Origin of the sequence: Anaerostipes faecalis, assembly GCF_018982945.1 — a bacterium.
Classification (GTDB): domain Bacteria; phylum Bacillota; class Clostridia; order Lachnospirales; family Lachnospiraceae; genus Anaerostipes; species Anaerostipes faecalis.
In genome coordinates this window covers 33,381-53,222 of the sequence record NZ_JABRXE010000002.1, presented here as the reverse complement: position 1 = coordinate 53,222, position 19,842 = coordinate 33,381, and the positions used below count along the sequence as shown (strand labels likewise).

Annotated in this window: 15 protein-coding genes and 1 other annotated feature; of the genes, 14 read left to right on the top strand and 1 reads right to left on the bottom strand. The window is 36.9% G+C overall.

The window, feature by feature from the left end:
• Positions 1-315: 315 nt before the first annotated feature.
• The 12 genes from licT (at position 316) to KTB61_RS03170 (ending at position 16,366) form a co-directional block, all read left to right on the top strand.
• The gene (gene licT / locus KTB61_RS03225) at positions 316-1,146 is read left to right on the top strand and encodes a BglG family transcription antiterminator LicT (protein WP_075760436.1); all 831 of its coding nucleotides are present in this window, start codon (positions 316-318) and stop codon (positions 1,144-1,146) included.
• Between the two features lie 223 nt (positions 1,147-1,369).
• A complete protein-coding gene (locus KTB61_RS03220) occupies positions 1,370-2,353 on the top strand; it encodes a PTS sugar transporter subunit IIB (protein WP_216696784.1) in 984 nt (327 codons plus the stop codon).
• Between the two features lie 30 nt (positions 2,354-2,383).
• Positions 2,384-3,184, top strand: a complete 801-nt coding sequence (locus KTB61_RS03215) for a PTS mannose/fructose/sorbose transporter subunit IIC (RefSeq protein ID WP_216696783.1) — start codon at positions 2,384-2,386, stop codon at positions 3,182-3,184.
• A gap of 20 nt (positions 3,185-3,204) precedes the next feature.
• A complete protein-coding gene (locus KTB61_RS03210; protein ID WP_075760439.1) occupies positions 3,205-4,116 on the top strand; it encodes a PTS system mannose/fructose/sorbose family transporter subunit IID in 912 nt (303 codons plus the stop codon).
• Between the two features lie 119 nt (positions 4,117-4,235).
• Positions 4,236-4,622, top strand: a complete 387-nt coding sequence (locus KTB61_RS03205) for a DUF956 family protein (protein WP_075760611.1) — start codon at positions 4,236-4,238, stop codon at positions 4,620-4,622.
• Positions 4,623-4,636: 14 nt separating this feature from the next.
• A complete protein-coding gene (locus KTB61_RS03200; RefSeq protein ID WP_075760440.1) occupies positions 4,637-5,572 on the top strand; it encodes a type I phosphomannose isomerase catalytic subunit in 936 nt (311 codons plus the stop codon).
• A gap of 10 nt (positions 5,573-5,582) precedes the next feature.
• Complete coding sequence (locus KTB61_RS03195; RefSeq protein WP_216696782.1) at positions 5,583-7,691, top strand: PTS transporter subunit IIABC; 2,109 nt, start codon at positions 5,583-5,585, stop codon at positions 7,689-7,691.
• An 87-nt stretch (positions 7,692-7,778) separates the two neighbouring features.
• Positions 7,779-8,711: a DMT family transporter gene (locus tag KTB61_RS03190; RefSeq protein WP_216696781.1), complete on the top strand. Its 933-nt coding sequence runs from the start codon at positions 7,779-7,781 to the stop codon at positions 8,709-8,711.
• Between the two features lie 33 nt (positions 8,712-8,744).
• Positions 8,745-8,944 (top strand) — a binding site (T-box leader).
• Between the two features lie 301 nt (positions 8,945-9,245).
• On the top strand, positions 9,246-10,265 hold the full coding sequence (gene pheS / locus KTB61_RS03185) for a phenylalanine--tRNA ligase subunit alpha (RefSeq protein ID WP_075760443.1): 1,020 nt from the start codon (positions 9,246-9,248) through the stop codon (positions 10,263-10,265).
• Positions 10,266-10,283: 18 nt separating this feature from the next.
• Positions 10,284-12,704, top strand: coding sequence for a phenylalanine--tRNA ligase subunit beta (gene pheT, locus KTB61_RS03180; protein WP_075760444.1), 2,421 nt, complete (start codon positions 10,284-10,286; stop codon positions 12,702-12,704).
• A gap of 192 nt (positions 12,705-12,896) precedes the next feature.
• The gene (locus KTB61_RS03175) at positions 12,897-14,579 is read left to right on the top strand and encodes an aryl-sulfate sulfotransferase (protein ID WP_216696780.1); all 1,683 of its coding nucleotides are present in this window, start codon (positions 12,897-12,899) and stop codon (positions 14,577-14,579) included.
• A 110-nt stretch (positions 14,580-14,689) separates the two neighbouring features.
• Positions 14,690-16,366 (top strand): aryl-sulfate sulfotransferase, encoded by a 1,677-nt coding sequence (locus KTB61_RS03170; protein ID WP_216696779.1) that lies wholly within the window; start codon positions 14,690-14,692, stop codon positions 16,364-16,366.
• A gap of 61 nt (positions 16,367-16,427) precedes the next feature.
• On the opposite strand, the gene KTB61_RS03165 is transcribed toward KTB61_RS03170, so the two are convergent.
• A complete protein-coding gene (locus tag KTB61_RS03165) occupies positions 16,428-17,606 on the bottom strand; it encodes a M20 family metallopeptidase (protein ID WP_216696778.1) in 1,179 nt (392 codons plus the stop codon).
• A gap of 184 nt (positions 17,607-17,790) precedes the next feature.
• On the opposite strand from KTB61_RS03165, the gene queA reads away from it, so the two are divergent.
• Positions 17,791-18,816 (top strand): tRNA preQ1(34) S-adenosylmethionine ribosyltransferase-isomerase QueA, encoded by a 1,026-nt coding sequence (gene queA, locus KTB61_RS03160; protein ID WP_075760447.1) that lies wholly within the window; start codon positions 17,791-17,793, stop codon positions 18,814-18,816.
• Positions 18,817-18,851: 35 nt separating this feature from the next.
• Positions 18,852-19,838: an aldo/keto reductase gene (locus KTB61_RS03155; protein WP_075760448.1), complete on the top strand. Its 987-nt coding sequence runs from the start codon at positions 18,852-18,854 to the stop codon at positions 19,836-19,838.
• The last annotated feature ends 4 nt before the right edge of the window (positions 19,839-19,842 follow it).

Below are 19,842 nucleotides of genomic sequence, written 5' to 3'. Positions count from 1 at the left end.
TCATAAATGGAGATTTTATTAATTATCAACTTATAGTATCATAGTTATGAGAAATATACAAGTTGTGTGAAATGTAGAAAAAAGTATTCTAAAATATTAAAAAATTATAAATTGTTTCTAAAAAAAAGAGTTGACACACAGGGATAAACTTGTTAAAATAAAAACAAGTTAAAAGAGTAAACGAGATGGATTGTTACTGGTGATGCAGGCTAAACCAACTTATTAGATTTCACAAAGGAAGAATTCTATAGGGGTGGTTTATTTTTTTGCCCTGTATTAGAACAATCCTTTGGAATAATGATAAGAGGTAGAGCTGTGCAAATTACAAAAATTATAAACAATAATATTGTAATTTCCAAAGATAACAGTCATCGAGAAGTTGTATTGATGGGAAGAGGTTTGGGATTCAATGCCCATAAAGGTGATATAATTGATTCAAAGAAGATTGAAAAAACTTATATCATGAAGGATCATGAAATGACCCATCGTTTTCAGCAGATGGTTGCAGATATTCCTATTGAGAGATTGGAAATATGTAATGAGATTATTCAATATGCAAAAGATACTTTGCAGAAGAATATCAATGATAATATATATATTTCTCTGACAGATCATATTAATTTTGCTATTGAGAGAGTTGAGATGGGGGTTCCGTTTCAGAATCCGTTTATGTGGGAAATTAAGAAGTTTTATTATCAGGAGTATCTGATAGGAAAAGTTGCAATTGCTATGATTGAAAGAAAGCTTAAAGTTACTCTTCCACAAGATGAAGCAGCATTTATTGCTCTTCATATTGTAAATGCAGAGCTTGATCTGGATATGACAAGGATGGTTTCCATGACCAAACTTGTAAATCATATATTGAAAATCGTAGAAGATTGTTTCCCTGATCAGCTTGATAAAGAATCTGTCTTTTATGAAAGATTCATTACTCATTTGAAGTTTTTCGCACAGCGTGTTTTTGCTGGAAAAGAAGTGGAAAGCAATGATACGGAATTTCAGGAGATTATCCGGAACAAATACCGGGAATGTCTGGATTGTGTAGAAAAAATCAGAGTATATATAAAGGAAACATGTAATCATGATATAACAGATGAAGAAATGATGTATCTTACTGTTCATATAAAAAGGGTTACTACAAAATAAAAGTTCATATAAAGTAATGATCAAGATTGTTACTGGTAATGCAGGCTAAACTTGGTTCAAATAAGAGGTCGCTTAAAGGGATTCTGGATTTTTGCGGAATTATTGCAGATTCTGGAAACTTTGAGGAGGACTGGTTTATTTGAAGCAGGTTTTTTTGCTGTTATAAGATATTTTTTCTTATAAAGAATATAAATTCAAATAAAAGAAAGGGAGGAATGTAAAAATGGTAGGAATTGTTCTTGCTACCCATGGTGATTTCGCTGCTGGAATTATGCAGTCAGGATCCATGCTTTTCGGAGATCAGCCAAATGTTGCAGCTGTTACATTACAGCCAAGTGAAGGCCCAGACGATCTTCGTAAGAAAATGGAAGATGCAATCGCTTCTTTTGATAGTCAAGATGAAATCTTGATTATGGTTGATCTTTGGGGAGGAACTCCATTCAACCAGTCAAATGGATTGATTGCAGGGCATGAAGATAAGTGGGCAATTGTTGCCGGCTTGAACTTGCCGATGCTGGTTGACGCATATGCATCACGAATGACTATGGAGTCAGCTCATGAAATCGCTACACAGATTGCTGGAAGCGGAAGAGAAGGTGTTAGAATCTATCCTAAGGAATTGGAACCTGCTGCACCAGAAGCTGCAACAGCAGCATCAGCACAGCCAACAGGTGCTATTCCAGAAGGAACAGTATTAGGAGATGGACATATTAAATATGTTCTTGCTCGTATCGATTCTCGTCTGTTACATGGACAGGTAGCCACAAACTGGACAAAAACAACACAGCCAGATCGTATCATTGCAGTTTCTGATTCAGTTGCACATGATGATCTTCGTAAGAGTCTGATTATAGAGGCAGCGCCTCCGGGTGTTAAGGCTCATGTAGTTCCGGTTAAGAAAATGTGTGAAGTTGCAAAAGACCCACGTTTTGGTGCAACAAAAGCATTGTTGCTTTTTGAAACACCTCAGGATGCTCTTAGAGCAATTGAAGGTGGAGTTGATATTAAAGAGATCAACGTTGGATCTATGGCTCATACAACTGGAAAAGTTGCAGTTAATAAGGTATTGTCCCTTGGAAAAGAAGATGTGGAAACTTTTGAAAAACTGAAAAAACTTGGTGTTACATTTGATGTTCGTAAAGTTCCAGCTGATTCTAAAGAGAATATGGATGAACTTTTGAAAAAAGCAAAAGCTGAATTAGGTTAATAATGAAAATATAAATAGGAGGTATTCACAATGTCAGTTGTTTCAATGATATTAGTAATTATTGTTGCTTTTCTGGCTGGTATGGAAGGTATCCTGGATGAATTCCAGTTCCATCAGCCACTGGTAGCATGTACATTAATTGGATTAGTAACTGGTCAGTTAGAAGCTGGTATTATTCTGGGTGGCACACTTCAGATGATGGCATTAGGATGGGCAAATATCGGTGCAGCCGTTGCACCTGATGCTGCATTAGCTTCAGTTGCATCAGCAATTATTCTTGTTCTTGGTGGACAGGGAGTAAAAGGTGTAGGTACAGCTATTGCTGTAGCAATTCCTTTGGCAGTAGCAGGTTTATTCTTAACAATGATTTGTCGTACTCTTGCAGTACCTATGGTTCATTTCATGGACGCTGCTGCAGAAAAAGGTGATTTTAAAGCAGTTGAGTTATGGCAGATCGCAGCTATCTGCATGCAGGGACTTCGTATTGCAATTCCTGCAGCATGCTTATTGGTTATCCCATCTGATGCAGTAGCAGGATTCTTAAATTCCATGCCTGCATGGCTGACAGAAGGTATGGCTATTGGTGGTGGAATGGTTGTAGCTGTTGGTTATGCAATGGTTATTAACATGATGGCTACAAAAGAAGTATGGCCATTCTTCGCAATTGGTTTCTGTATAGCAGCAATTTCAGATTTAACTCTGATTGCTCTTGGAGTTATCGGTGTATCTTTTGCCCTGATTTACCTGACACTTTCTGAAAAGGGTGGATCTTCAAATGGCGGAGGAAGCAATACAGGCGATCCATTAGGCGATATTCTGAATGATTATTAAAATTGAAGGAGGTAAGAAAAATGGCAGAAAAAGTTACATTAAGTAAAAAAGATCGTTTATCCGTAGCAATACGTTCTACTTTCCTTCAGGGTTCATGGAACTATGAACGTATGCAGAATGGTGGCTGGTGTTTCGCAATGATTCCGGCTATTAAGAAATTATATAATACAAAAGAAGAACAATCCGCAGCATTAAAGCGTCATCTGGAATTCTTTAATACACATCCATATGTGGCTTCTCCAGTTATTGGTGTAACATTAGCTTTGGAAGAAGATCGTGCAAATGGTGCTCCGGTTGATGATGCAGCTATTCAGGGTGTTAAGGTTGGTATGATGGGACCTTTAGCTGGTGTTGGTGATCCAGTATTCTGGTTTACTGTAAGACCTATTTTAGGTGCTCTTGGTGCATCTCTTGCAATGGGTGGAAGTATTCTTGGACCAATCCTGTTCTTCGTATTATGGAATGTCATTCGTTGGGCATTTATGTGGTATACACAGGAATTTGGTTACAAAGTTGGAACAAAGATTACAGAAGACCTTTCTGGAGGATTGTTACAGAAGATTACAAAAGGTGCATCTATCCTTGGTATGTTTGTATTAGGTGGACTGGTTGATCGATGGGTAAGTATTTCATTTACTCCGGTTGTATCAAAAGTAACATTAAGCGAAGGTGCATATATTGACTGGAAAGCTCTCCCAGATGGAGCAGCAGGTATTCAGCAGGCACTTTCACAGTATGCATCAGGTTTATCTTTAACACCTGAAAAAGTTACAACTTTGCAGGATAACCTGAATTCTCTGATTCCAGGATTTGCAGGACTGTTATTAACATTATTATGCTGCTGGCTATTGAAGAAAAATGTTTCTCCAATCGTTATCATTGTTGCCTTATTTATTGTAGGTATTGTTGCACATTTGATTGGATTAATGTAATCATATTGAAAATCAAAGCCCGGAGTATTCCGGGCTTTTTGTATCATAGAAAATCTGATATAATCTTCTATGATACAAGAAGCCCGACAGGTAAAAAAAGAATTGGAAAGGGGAATATTATGCCGCAATCATTAAATTCAAAAGTTGATCTAGTTGCAAAAGCGACATCATATCACGGTCTTACCACATATGGAAAAATCATGGTAGGAGATAAAGGATTTGAATTCTATAATGACAGGAATGTAAATGATTATATACAGATTCCATGGGAAGAAGTGGACATCGTTGTTGCATCTGTCATGTTCAAAGGAAAGAAAATTCCGAGGTTTGGAATTCAGACAAAACGTAATGGAACGTTTTCGTTCTCAGCAAAAGAGCCAAAAAAGGTATTAAGAGCTGTAAATCAGTATATTCCATCAGAACGTATGCTTCGTTCTTTAAGTTTCTTTCAGGTATTAAGGAGAAATATTAAAATGAAAACAGATCGTTTGCTGAAAAGAGGATAGGAGAGTAAATCATTATGGGACATGTATTAAAAATGAAACCGGTATTTAAAGAAATGATCTGGGGAGGACATAAGCTAAAAGATGTTTATGGATATGATATTCCAAGTGATCATACAGGAGAATGTTGGGCAATTTCAGCACATAAGAACGGAGACTGTGTAATTGGAGATGGCGAATTTGAAGGAAAGACATTATCCTGGTTATTTGAAAATCACAGAGAGTTATTTGGAAATATTGAAGGGGATCAATTTCCGCTTCTGGTAAAGATTATTGATGCAAAAAATGATTTATCTGTTCAGGTGCATCCAGATGATGTCTATGCCAAAGAGCATGAAGATTCTCTTGGAAAAACAGAATGCTGGTATGTATTGCAGGCAGATGAAGGTACCAAAATGGTTATGGGACATCATGCAAAAACAAAGGATGAATTTGTAAAAGCAATCGAAAAAGATGATTATGAAAATCTTTTGAATTCTTTTGCAATTAAAGAGGGAGATTTCTTTTACATTCCTTCAGGAACATTACATGCAATCTGTAGTGGTTCTTTGATTTATGAAGCACAGCAATCCTCTGATATTACATATCGTGTATATGATTATCATAGGAAAGATGCAGAAGGAAATGAAAGACAGTTGCATGTCAAACAGTCTATTGATGTAACAAATGTGCCGGCAGATATTAATCAGAACAAAAATTTTGCAGAAACCCAGCTGGAACATGGAACAAAAACCAGATATGTAGAAAGCGAATTTTTTAAAGTTGATTCTTATAAAATGAATGGGAAAAATGTAATTGTCAATGATGTACCTTTTCAGATGGTGAGCATCATTAATGGAGAGGGAACACTGAACGAAGTGAAAGTCAAGAAAGGAGATCATTTTGTGATTTGTTCTGATCAGAAAGAAACAGTTTTTGATGGTACAATGGATATTATGATTGCAACACTTTAAGGAAGTGCTTATGAAAGATAAGGTTTTTGGTATTTTTCAAAGGGTAGGACGTTCTTTTATGCTACCCATAGCTATTTTGCCGGTGGCAGGTATTTTGCTTGGGATTGGTCAATCGTTTACAAATGAAACAATGCTCCGGACTTATGGTCTGATGAAGATTATGGGACCAGGGACAGCTCTTTATGCTGTTTTGAGAGTCTGTGGTGACTGTGGAAATGTAGTATTTAATAATTTACCGCTTATTTTTGCTATCGGTGTTGCAATAGGAATGGCAAGAGCAGAAAAAGAGGTGGCAGCATTATCTGGAGCTATTGCTTTTTTTACCATGCATACAGCTGTTTCTACTATGATAGCAATTCATGGAGGTGCGGAAGCCTTGCCTCAAGGTGCAACAGATTCTGTGCTGGGAATTACATCTCTTCAAATGGGAGTATTTGGAGGAATTATTGTTGGACTTGGAGTTGCGGCATTACATAACAGGTTTTATAAGATTAAATTGCCGGATGTTTTGTCTTTTTTTGGAGGGACCAGATTTGTTCCTATCATATGCACGGTGGTATATGTATTTATTGGAATTATCATGTTTTATATATGGCCGCCTATACAAAATTCTATGTATACAATGGGAAATGTGGTTAAAGCGTCGGGATATTTTGGGACATTTATATATGGAATTATGGAACGGGCATTAATTCCTTTTGGATTACATCATGTGTTTTATCTGCCCTTCTGGCAGACTTCTCTGGGTGGAACTATGGAAATTGCAGGAAGGACTGTAGAAGGTGCTCAGAATATTTTCTTTGCCCAGCTTGCAGATTCATCAACAAAACATTTTGCAGTTGAGGCAACAAGGTTTATGACAGGTAAGTTTCCGTTGATGATTTTTGGTCTTCCTGGAGCGGCTTTTGCAATGTACCGATGTGCAAGACCTGAAAAGAAAAAAAAAGTTGGCGGTTTGATGGTTTCTGCAGCATTAACTTCTATGCTGACAGGGATTACAGAACCACTGGAGTTTACCTTTTTATTTGTGGCTCCGGGGCTTTATGTTATTCATTGTATTTTTGCAGGTGCTGCGTATATGCTTATGCATATTTTAAAAGTCTGTGTAGGAATGACATTTTCCGGTGGAATCATTGACATGTTTTTGTTCGGAATTCTCCAGGGACAGGAAAAAACCAACTGGTTTATGTTTGTTCCTGTAGGTATTGTATATTTTATTGTGTATTATTTTGTATTTGGATTTTTAATTAAAAAATTTGATTGGAAGACTCCGGGACGTGATGTGGAGAAAAAAGAAATCAAATTATTTACCAGATCTGATCTAAAAGAGCGAAATGCTGGAATTAGTGATACAGATGGAAGTGAAATTTCTGCACTGATTGCAGAAGGACTTGGCGGAAAGAATAATATTAAAGATATCGACTGTTGTGTTACAAGGCTACGATGTACGGTAAAAGATGCCAGTCTTGTACAGGATAGTCTTTTAAAGCAGAGTGGTTCCCGGGGAGTTCTTAAAAAAGGCGATGGAGTTCAGATAATATATGGACCTCTTGTTACGGTTATAAAATCAAATCTGGAAGCCTATCTTTCCTGTGATTTTTCACATACAGAGGAAGTTTGTGTTCCAGAAGATGATTCCTTACACATAGCGGAACCGAAAGTCGAGACGGAACAGGTATATATGCCGGTAAATGGTCAGGTTATTGAACTTGAGCAGGTAGAAGACATGGTGTTTTCAGGTAGGATGCTGGGAGAAGGATTTGCTGTTATTCCTCACGATGGGAAAGTTTTTTCACCGGTAAACGGTACTGTGAGTGCAGTTTTTAACACAAAGCATGCCATTGGATTTGTTTCAGAAGGCGGAGCGGAAGTCCTAGTTCACATAGGACTTGATACTGTAAAACTTGGTGGAAAATATTTTCATGTTATGGTTGAGCCTGGAATGAAAGTAAAAGTGGGAGACTTGGTTTCTGAATTTGATTTGAATGCTATTCATGAAGCTGGTTATTTATTAACAACACCGGTGGTAGTAAGCAATAGTAATGATTATACAAGTGTAACGATTAATAATACAGGCTTGCAGAAGTCAGGACAACAGATTCTGACCTTGAATAAATAACAGTTAAAATGTTGATATAGAAAGCTTGCAGTCTTATATATACTATAGTAAAATTAGAAAATATAAAAAAGAGGCAGGTTATTTTATATGAAAAAACAACAGATTAGAAATTCTTTTTTGCTATTACTGACAGCTGTTATATGGGGGAATGCCTTTGTGGCACAAAGTGTTGGAATGAATTATGTAGGTCCATTTACATTTAACAGTATACGATGCTTTATTGGAGGCCTTGTGCTGATACCGTGTATCGGATTTCTGGAAAAGCAGGAAAGAGATACGGCAGGTATATCAAAACCGGAAAACAGAAAAATGCTGATTTTGGGAGGTGTTTCCTGTGGAATTGCTCTGGCAGCAGGAAGTTCTTTTCAGCAGTTTGGAATTTTACATACAACCGTTGGGAAAGCAGGGTTTATCACGGCATTTTATATTATCATTGTGCCAATCCTGGGGCTGTTTCTAAAGAAAAAATGCGGTCCATTTGTATGGCTGGGTGTTGTTATAGCACTGGCGGGACTTTACTTTTTATGTATAACAGAATCGTTTTCCATTGGACAGGGAGATATTTATGTGTTTATTTGTGCCATAATGTTTTCTTTGCACATTCTGGTTATTGATTATTTTATCCAGTTTGTCGATGGAGTAAAAATGTCCTGTATCCAGTTTATTGTCTGCGGAATTGTTTGTGCAGTTCCGATGATGATATTTGAACATCCTTCCATAGGGGCGTTGGTGGCGGCATGGAAGCCTCTTTTATATGCAGGAGTTTTATCCTGTGGGGTAGGATATACTTTGCAGATTGTTGGACAAAAAGGAATGAATCCGACGGTGGCATCTTTAATTTTGAGCCTGGAATCTGTAACATCGGTTATTGCAGGATTTCTCATTCTTCATCAGAAGCTGAGCGGCAGGGAAATGTTTGGGTGTTTGCTGATGTTTGTTGCTATTATTCTGGCACAGATACCGTCAGGAAGTGTAAGAAAAAAGGATAATATAGCTATTAAAAATGATATTTTATGTTGACTTTTTATTAGCTTGTGTATAGAATAAGGAATGTTAAAGGCATTGATGGTGCACAGTAAGAAGAGAAATCTTCCGAATTTCACACCGTAGCTGTATCTTTGAACGTGATAAGTTTCATCAGTAGGAGATAACGGAAGCTGCCCGTTATGCAGAAACTAAGTGCTTATGGTAAAAATGGTTTATCATAGGAATTAGGGTGGTACCGCGAGTAAATACAAGGACTCGTCCCTTTGTGGACGGGTTCTTTTTCATTACATAGGAAATTCCTTTGAATTTCCTATGTAATAAAAAACGCTCCGCGTGGATGTGCACGATGTGCAAAGGAAAGCAGTTAAAACTGCTGCACATCGGCACGCAAAGCGGAGCAAGTCCCTCATGATTGAGGGATACAGGGAGTTGATAGCGGACTTGTCCGCGTTGTTCTTTTTTCAATAGGAGAGACCTTGTTATGCTAAAGCGGATTTAGCCGCTTTGTTTTTACTCAAAAAAGGAATTCGTCCGAATATAAATACAATAATATAAAGGAGAAAAGCAATGAAAGAGAGATTAGAGGCAATTAAGAAAGCAGCCTTGGAAAAAATCGAACAGGCAGATGCTATGGATGCATTAAACGATATCCGTGTTTCTGTGCTTGGTAAAAAAGGTGAACTGACTCAGGTATTAAAAGGAATGAAAGATGTTGCCAAAGAAGAGCGTCCAATTATTGGACAGATGGTCAATGATACCAGAACTGTCATCGAAGAAGCACTGGAAAAAGAAATGACTTTATTGAAGAAAAAAATTCGTGAAGAAAAGATGAAAAAAGAGGTCATTGATGTAACACTTCCAGGAAAGACACATGAAAAAGGACATCGTCATCCAAACCAGATTGCATTGGAAGATCTTGAACGTGTATTTATTGGTATGGGTTATGAAGTAGTAGAAGGACCTGAAGTAGAATATGATAAATACAATTTTGAGATGCTGAATATTCCTGAAAATCATCCTGCGAAAGATGAACAGGATACCTTCTATATTAATAAAGATATTCTTTTGAGAACACAGACATCACCTGTTCAGGCTCGTATTATGGAAACTGGGCAGATGCCAATTCGTATGATTGCACCTGGAAGAGTATTCCGTTCTGATGAAGTTGATGCAACTCATTCTCCATCATTCCATCAGGTAGAAGGATTGGTCGTAGATAAAGGCATTACATTTGCTGATTTAAAAGGAACCTTAGAGCAGTTTGCAAAAGAGTTCTTTGGTCCGGATACAAAAGTTAAATTCAGACCGCATCATTTTCCATTTACAGAGCCAAGTGCTGAGGTAGATGTAACATGCTTTAAATGTGGCGGAAAAGGATGCCGTATGTGTAAGGGAAGCGGATGGATTGAAATCCTTGGATGTGGAATGGTACATCCAAATGTATTAAAAATGTGTGGAATCGATCCGGAAGTATACTCAGGATTTGCATTTGGAATCGGATTAGAACGAGTTGCACTGTTAAAATACGAAATCGATGATATGCGTTTATTATATGAAAATGATAAGAGATTTTTAAGTCAGTTCTAGAAAAGGAGATTAAGAAAAATGGATACACCTATTTCATGGATTAAGGCATATGTGCCTGATTTGGAATGTACTCCACAGGAATATGCAGATAAAATGACATTATCTGGTTCTAATATGGAGAGCATCACATATTTAGATAAAAATTTAGAGAAAATTGTTGTTGGTAAAATATTGAAAATTGAAAAGCATCCGGATGCGGATAAACTGATTATCTGTCAGGTGGATGTTGGAACAGAAACAGTTCAGATCGTTACAGGAGCCCCAAATGTATCAGAAGGTGACCTGGTTCCTGTTGTCTTAGACGGAGGAAGAGTTGCCGGTGGTCATGACGGTGGGAAAAATCCTGAAAATGGGATTAAGATTAAAAAGGGAAAACTTCGTGGAATTGAATCCTGTGGTATGATGTGTTCCATCGAAGAACTTGGAAGCAATAGAGATATGTATCCGGAAGCTCCTGAATATGGAATTTATATTTTCCAGAAAGATGTGAAACCAGGAGATGATGCGGTAGAAGCACTGGGACTTCGTGACGCGGTAGTAGAATTTGAGATTACTTCCAATCGTGTAGACTGCTTTAGTATGATTGGAATGGCAAGAGAAGCAGCTGCAACATTCCGTAAGGATTTTTATCCTCCTGTAGTAACCAAAACCGGAAATGATGAAGATGTAAATGATTATATTAAAGTAACTGTAGAAGATCAGGATCTTTGTCCAAGATATACAGCAAGGGTTGTGAAAAACATTAAGCTGGCTCCTTCACCAGAATGGATGCAGAGACGTTTATCAGCAATGGGAATTCGACCAATTAATAATCTGGTGGATATTACAAATTATGTTATGGAAGAATATGGACAGCCAATGCATGCGTACGATCTGGAAACCATCGCTAATAAGGAAATCATTGTTCGGCGTGCAAAAAAAGGTGATAAGTTTGTTACATTAGATGGGGAAGAACGTACAATGGATGATTCTGTTCTGATGATCTGTGATGGGGAAAAGGAAATCGGTATTGCAGGTATCATGGGTGGAGAAAATTCTATGGTAACAGATAACATCCAGACTTTATTATTTGAAGCGGCATGTTTTGATGGAACAAATATCCGTCTTTCTTCCAAGAAGATTGGATTAAGAACAGATGCTTCTGGTAAATTTGAAAAGGGATTGGATCCGGAAAATGCAATGGCAGCCATGGATCGTGCATGTCAGCTGATTGAAGAACTTGGAGCTGGAGAAGTTGTAGGTGGAGCAGTGGACGTATATCCAAACCCAAAAGAACAGGTTCGTCTGCCTCTTGAAGTTGATAAGATGAATGCACTTCTTGGAACGAATGTTTCAAAAGAAGAAGTTTTAGAATATTTTAACCGTCTGGAACTAAAATATGATGAAGCTGCCAATGAACTTCTGATTCCATCATTCCGTCAGGATCTTGGATGTATGGCTGATCTTGCAGAAGAAGTTGCAAGATTCTTTGGGTATGATAATATTCCGGTAACTCTTCCAAGAGGTGAGGCAACTGCAGGTAAGAAACCATTTAAAATCCGTGTGGAAGATGTATGTCGAGATGTGGCAGAGCGTAATGGTTTCAGTGGAGGAATGACATATTCATTTGAAAGTCCGAAAGTATTTGACAAACTGTTATTGGCAGAAGACGCAAAAGAACGTCAGGCAATTGAAATCTCCAATCCGCTTGGTGAAGATTTCAGTATTATGAGGACCATTTCTTTAAATGGAATGCTGACATCTCTTGCAACAAACCTTGCACATAGAAATACTAATGTAAGATTATATGAATTTGGAAATATTTATATTCCAAAAGAACTTCCGCTGACAGAACTTCCAGATGAAAGAATGCAAATGACTCTCGGAATGTATGGCGACTGTGATTTCTTTACATTAAAAGGTGTTTTAGAAGATATGATGGAAGCTCTTGGATTGAAAGGAGCAACAGAATATCTCCCAACAACAGAACATCCATTTCTCCATCCTGGAAGACAGGCAGATGTAATGCTGGGAGGGGAAAAACTTGCCTATATTGGACAGATTCATCCGGAAGTTATGGACAATTACAGTATGAAAGGCGAAGTTTATGTAGCAGTGATCGATATGCCTGTGCTTGTAGAAAAAGCAACATTTGATCGTAAGTATGAAGGTGTTGCAAAATTCCCTGCAATGAAACGTGACTTAAGTATGGTAATGAGAAAAGACATCTTTGTAGGACAGATTGAAAAAATCTTCAAAGAAAAAGGCGGAAAACTTCTGGAATCCTTTGAATTATTCGATGTATATGAAGGAAATCAGATTGAAGAAGGATATAAATCTGTTGCATATTCTCTGACATTCCGTGCTAAAGACAGAACATTGGAAGAGGCAGAAGTCAGCAAGATTGTAGATAAGATTCTTGGGGAACTGAAAAATTTAGGAATTGAATTGAGAGCATAATCTGCTAATTAAAAATGATAAAAGGGTCAATACTTTAATAAAGGTATTGGCCTTTTTTATTACATAGGAAATACTTTTGAATTTTCTATGTAATAAAAAACGCTCCGTGCGAATGTACACAATGTTAAATATAGGTTGCGAATGTTAAGAAAATATGACATAATATTACAAAAATATTTTTTGGAGGGAATTATGACACACATAAAAGATATAGTAGAACGGGAGAATCATAAGAAAAAGAAGAAACAGATTATGGTTTCTATTATTTTGATTGCAGGTTTGATTTTGGGATTTGTAGTAAAAAATATCTATCATAACTATAAAGAAGAACAGTTTTTTAAAAGTGTCAAGCAGAAGGAGATTAAGGTAACACCTAAAACTGTAAAACATGAAGTTTCTGATATTTTTACGGAAGAGTATCAAAAGGAATCAGATAATCAGCTGGAAAAATGGAAGAAGGATAAGAATTACAATTTTTCAAAACCACTGGTGGTACAGAATGCCTATGGAACTTATACCACTTCGTTATATTATTATGCAAAAACCAATCGAGCATCTTATGCAGTCTGTACTGTGGAAGCTGAAGGAGCAAGTATTTATCGTCATAAGCTGAAAACGGCATCAGGAAAGAAATATGTTACAACTCATGAATATGAGATTATTGGTCTGGTGCTAGGTCAGAAAAATAAAATTACCATGGAATTTTATAATGAGGACAAACGTGCAGTGGGAAAAACCTATTTTTATGTGAATATGCCTGAAGATGATGTGATTCCTGCTGTTTTAAGTAAAAATACAGGAGAGAGCAAGGTGGAGATGAGTGATGGATTATTTGCACTTCTTGGACATGATAAGGCGAATGTATCCAATATTTATTTATATGATAATAACGGGGTTAGCAGAGGAAGAATGCCGTTAAATAAATATCGCACCGATCGTTTTCTGTTTATAGGAAAAGAGATGGTTTATTCCTATGATTTTAATAAGATCGCATTTACCAACCGCCTTGGAAGAGTAACAAAAACTATTGAAATTGGCAATTATGAATTCCATCATGATTTCATGTATGATAAGAAACATAATAAAATTCTTTGCCTGGTAAATGACAAGTCTAAAGATACTATAGAAGATGTAATTGTATCTGTAGATGTAAAAAGTGGAAAAACCTCAAAATTATTTGATTGTGAAGAAATACTTCCTTTGATGCGGAGTCTTGCCGTACAAAGAAAAGGTGGGTTAAATACCTATGGGGGAACAGAATTAGATTGGATTCATCTGAATTCTTTTGATCTGATTGATGATGACAGTCTGATTTTAAGCAGTCGTGAACACAGTTCATTAATTAAAATCAAGAATATTTATGATAAGCCGGAACTGGACTATATTATTCACAGAGGGACCATTTATAACGGAACAGATATTGCAAAATATCAGCTGAAGAGAGAAGGAACACTAATTCCAAATGCAGGACAGCATACTATTACGGTAGAGCATGATGATTCATTGCCGGAAGGACAATATTATCTTTATATGTTCAACAATTATTTTGGAAGGGCAACATCAATACCATCCTTTGACTGGAGTCTGTATCCAAATGTCGGGAAATTTACAAAAGGGACATCTTATTATAGCAAGTTTTTGGTGGATGAGAAGAATAGAACCTATAAACTTGAACAGCAATTTGCCCTGCCATATTCTTCCATTGTCAGCAGTGTACAGCATTTAGATGGAAACATTCCATTTAGCAGTGGTATGAGCAAGATGTATGGAGAATATGACAAAGATGGAAAATTAATTAAATCTTTTTCTTACGAAGCAAATAAATATTCCTATCGTGTATTAAAATATAATTTTAAAGGAATGTTTTTCTGGTAAAATGTTTCCAAACTGTGAAACATTTGTGGAGACATTGTGAAAAGCCTTATTTTATGCGGATTCCATGCTATAATATCTGCGAAACAAAAAATTATAAAATGGAGGAAACCATGAGGCAAGAAGCGATATCAGATAATAACAAGACAGGCAAGAGGGGTCGGGAAAAGTATTATCTTACGATATTGATCATTGTTTTAGGAATCTGCAGTTATTTTGCGTATAGAGTGTATGCTCAGGAAAATTTTTATAACAATGTGAAGCTTCAGAAAGTTAAGACAGCAGTTGAAAAAATAACTCATCAGGAAAAGGATATTTTTACAGAAGCTTATCAGAAAGAAGCACAAAAGAAAATTGATGAGAAGAAAGAAAAGAAAGATTATACGATATCTTCTCCTCTGCTTATCAGTAATCCATATGGAACCAACAGTACATCAATTTACTATTATGGAGTATCAGATCGTTATTCCTATGTAAAATGTACCATTGAAGCTGATGGAGCAGAGACAATCACACAAACCTTAAAAAATGATAGTAAAAATAATCTGACTCTTCAGCATGAATATCAGATTACAGGTCTTGTGGCAGGAGCCAAAAACAAAATAACCATGAACTTTTATGATCGAGAGAATCGTGCCATTGCAAAGACTTATTTTTATGTGACAACAGCAGCTGATTCTGAAATTCCAGCAATTACCAACGTTAAAGAGGGAAGTTCCAGTACAAAGATGAGCAATGGTCTGTTTGCTATTCTTGGACATGATAAGACGGAAGCGGCCAATATTTATTTTTATGATAATAATGGAATCAATCGTGGGAAAATGCCATTGAATAGTTATCGTACTGATCGAATTCTTACTGTGAATGGAAAAATGATTTACTCCTATGATGTAAATAAAATCGCCATGATGAATCGTATCGGAAAAATTGTAAAAACTATTAATCTCGGACAGTATGAATTACATCATGATTTTTGTTATGATGAAAATTCCGGACGAATTTTATGTTTGGTAAATGATACAAAGAAGGATACCATCGAAGATGTTTTGATTTCTGTAGATTTAAAAACCAATCAAGTGAAAAAACTGATTGATTTTGAAGACCTTTTAAAAGAAATGCGGGAAAATGCAGTACAAAGAGAAGGTGGAAAGAATACCTACGGGGGAACAGAGCTGGATTGGCTTCATCTGAATTCTATGGATATCCTGGATAATGGACAAATCATTGTCAGCAGTCGAGAACAAAGTGCTTTGATTAAAGTTTCGGATATTTACGAAAATCCAAAAATCAGTTATATCATTCATAGCGGAACATTATATGACGGGACTGCTTATGAGAAGTATCTGTTGAAACAGAAAGGGAATTTTGTAGGACAGGCAGGACAGCATACTATTACAGTAGAATATGATAATTCATTGCCGGAAGGACAGTATTATTTATATATGTTTAACAATAATTTTGGAAATGCTGCAACCATTCCGGACTTTGACTGGAGCAAATATCCAGGAGTTGGGGAATATGCAAAAGGTAATTCCTCTTACTATTATAGATATCTGGTAGATGAGAAAAAGGGAACTTATCAGCTGGTTCAGAAAATATCATTACCGTATTCTTCTATTGTCAGCAGTGTTCAGCATTTAAGCGGGAATATTACATTCAGCAGTGGTATGAGTAAGTCATTTGGTGAATATGATAAAAATGGAAAATTAATCAGATCATTTACATATGAAGCAGATAAATATTCTTATCGGGTTCTGAAATATAATTATAAAGGATTCTATTACAAATAATCAGGTAAGAAAAAAGGAAGAAAGTTCATTTGTTGCTTTCTTCCTTTTTTAACTAGCTTATTTATTTGGAATGATGATTTAACCACTCAGTCGCACAGTGTGCTAGGCAGCAGGCTCCATATGGGCAGACATCCTCATTAAATTGAACTTTAGGGTTATGTGCATTATAAGTGCCTCGTTCATCCATATATCCTGCGGAGAGATACATAAAGGAAGAAGGGATTTCATTGGCAATTAATGCAAAATCCTCAGAGGCGCTGGATGAGGCATTTGGTACTGGAACCATTTCCGGAATATTTAAATCCTTCATATAACCGGCAATTTCTGTTGTAAATTCCGGATCACAGATTAAAGGTGGAACATTTGATAAAAATTCAATTTCAGCAGTTCCTCTATATAATTTTGCAGTTTGTTTTACGACTTCCTGCATTCTTCCTACAAGGAGTTTTCGTTGCTCCTTATCATTGGTACGAATGGTTCCCTGAAGTACGGCGGTATCCGGGATAATATTTGCGGCAGAACCTGCAGAAAAGTTTCCTATAGTTAATAAACTGGATTTTGTTGGGTCACATTCTCTGGCAATCAGTTCCTGAAGTCCTAAATGAATATGGACCCCGATATTAATTGGATCAATGGAATTTTGTGGATAAGCACCATGAGACCCCCTTCCATGAATTGTAATTTTAAATCCATCTACAGAGAACATCATAGTTCCTGTGTTGTTGTACATATACATGCCGATAGGCATTTGTCCGGCAGTGACATGATAAGCCAGGGCAGCATCAGGTTTTGGATTTTCAAGAATTCCATGTTCCATCATATCCCTGCTTCCTTCAAAGGTTTCTTCTGCAGGCTGGAACATAAATTTAACAGTACCTTCCAGTGCATCTTCATTTTCTTTCAGCATTTTTGCAGCGGTAAGAAGCATAGCAGCATGGAAATCATGACCGCAGGCATGGGCTTTGTCTCCGGTTGGGCATGCAAAATCCAGACCACTTTCTTCCGGCATTGGAAGAGCATCCATATCCGCACGGAGAAGAATACATTTCCCTCCTTGCCCAAGAGTTGCTGTAACACCATGACCGCACGGCTTAGGGTTAAGGCCATATTCTTCTAGTTTTTTCATGATAAAGGATTGTGCAACTGGCATATCCAGTCCAACCTCTGCATTGGTGTGGAGATAACGGCGATTGGAAATCGTCTCATTTTTTAGTTCTTGTGCACGTTTGAAATAATCCATTTGAATCCCTCCTGTATTGCTACAATATAAAATTGTTTCTGTTAAAAAGGTAAAGGGAATTATACATAATAATTGTAATGCCGTCAAGGATGTTTTCTTATAGCAGCTTATTTGTATAATTGCAGGTCCTTCTTATTCATGTTATACTTTAATTTACGTATTAGAGCAAAGGAAGGAAATGTTAATGAAAGTATCAGATTTTAAATTTGATTTACCGGAGGAGTTGATCGCCCAAGATCCCCTTCTTGATCGTTCAAGTTCAAGACTGCTCACTCTGGATAAACATACAGGTGAAATAGGACATGATATTTTTCGAAATATCACCAATTACTTAAAACCAGGAGATTGTCTGGTGTTGAATAACACCAAAGTGATTCCTGCCAGACTCATTGGTGCAAAAGAAGATACCGGAGGAAAAGTGGAAGTTCTTCTCTTGAAAAGAAAACAGGACAACATCTGGGAAACACTGGTGAAACCTGGAAAGAAAGCAAGACCGGGTGCAAGGATTTCATTTGGTGATGGAATGCTTGTTGGAGAGGTTCTTGAGGTAGTGGAAGAAGGAAATCGTTTGATCCGTTTTGAGTATGAAGGAATTTTCGAAGAAGTGCTGGATCAGCTTGGTCAGATGCCTCTGCCACCATATATTACTCATCAGCTGAAAGATAAAAATCGTTATCAGACTGTTTATGCAAAATATGAAGGATCTGCTGCGGCACCTACAGCAGGACTGCATTTTACAAAAGAGCTTCTGAAACAAATTAGAGAGATGGGAGTAAAGATTGCCTATGTAACTTTGCATGTAGGTTTGGGAACTTTCCGGCCTGTGAAGGTAGATAATGTGCTGGATCATCATATGCATTCTGAATTTTATCGAATAGAAGAAGAAGATGCCAAAATGATAAATGAGACAAAAGCAGCAGGCGGAAGGGTCATATCAGTGGGAACAACAAGTACCCGTACACTGGAATCGGTGGCAGATGATGACGGAACTATTTGTGCCAGGAGCGGATGGACAGATATCTTTATTTATCCTGGATATAAATTCAAAGTCATTGATGGATTGATTACGAATTTTCATTTACCGGAATCTACATTATTAATGCTGGTTTCAGCATTGGCAGGAAGAGAACATATTATGAATGCTTATGAAGTGGCGGTAAAAGAAAGATACAGATTTTTCTCCTTTGGAGATGCAATGTTTATTCATTAAAATATAGATATTAAGATGCCTGGAGGTAGACTGTTATGGAAAAAATGATTGAGATTGGGAAAAGTGGTATAAAAGTTCCTTTTTTAGGTATGGGTACCTGGGCCATTGGAGGAGGAAGCTGGTGGGGAGAAAACGATGACCAACTGTCCATTAAGACTATCGAAAAAGCCATAGACCTTGGTATTGCATGGATTGACACGGCACCTATTTACGGATTATATCATAGTGAAAATGTTGTAGGAAAAGCCATCAGAGGAAAAAGAAATAAAATTGTATTATCTACTAAATGTGCTTTAGAATGGCGTCATGAAACACCTGTTTTCCATAAAAATGTAGACGGGACAGATGTTTACAGGGACTTATCCAAAAAAAGTATCATGGATGATTTAGATCATAGTCTGATAAATCTTGGCACCGATTATATAGATGTATTGTATACACATTGGCAGACAACAGATTATAATCTGTATCCCATAGAAGAAACTATGGATGCGCTGATGACTTTGAAGAAGCAGGGAAAAATTCGTGCAATTGGAGCATCCAATGTAACTGCTGAAGATATAAGAGAATACTGTAAATATGGACAGCTGGATGTAATTCAGGAAAAATACAGCATCGCAACCAGAAGAATTGAAAAGGAACTGGTTCCTGTATGTCAGGAACTGGGTGTATCGATTCAGGCATATTCTCCTTTGGAACAGGGACTGCTGACAGGAAAGTTCACAACAGATACAGTATTTCCCAAAGGAGATGTTCGAAATAATAATCCATCATTTCAACCGGAACGCAGAAAAATCATTCTTGAAATTTTAAAGGAATGGGAGCGATATCTGGAGAAATATAAATGTTCATACAGTAGCCTTATTATCGCCCTGACAGCTAATATGATTGATAGTCTTCATGTTCTTGGAGGGGCAAGAAAGCCGGCTCAGATTGAAGATAATGCTAAAGCAATGCAGGTGGAATTAGAAGAAAAAGATATTGAGCAGATGAAAGAATGTCTTGATAAGAGAATTATATAAAAAG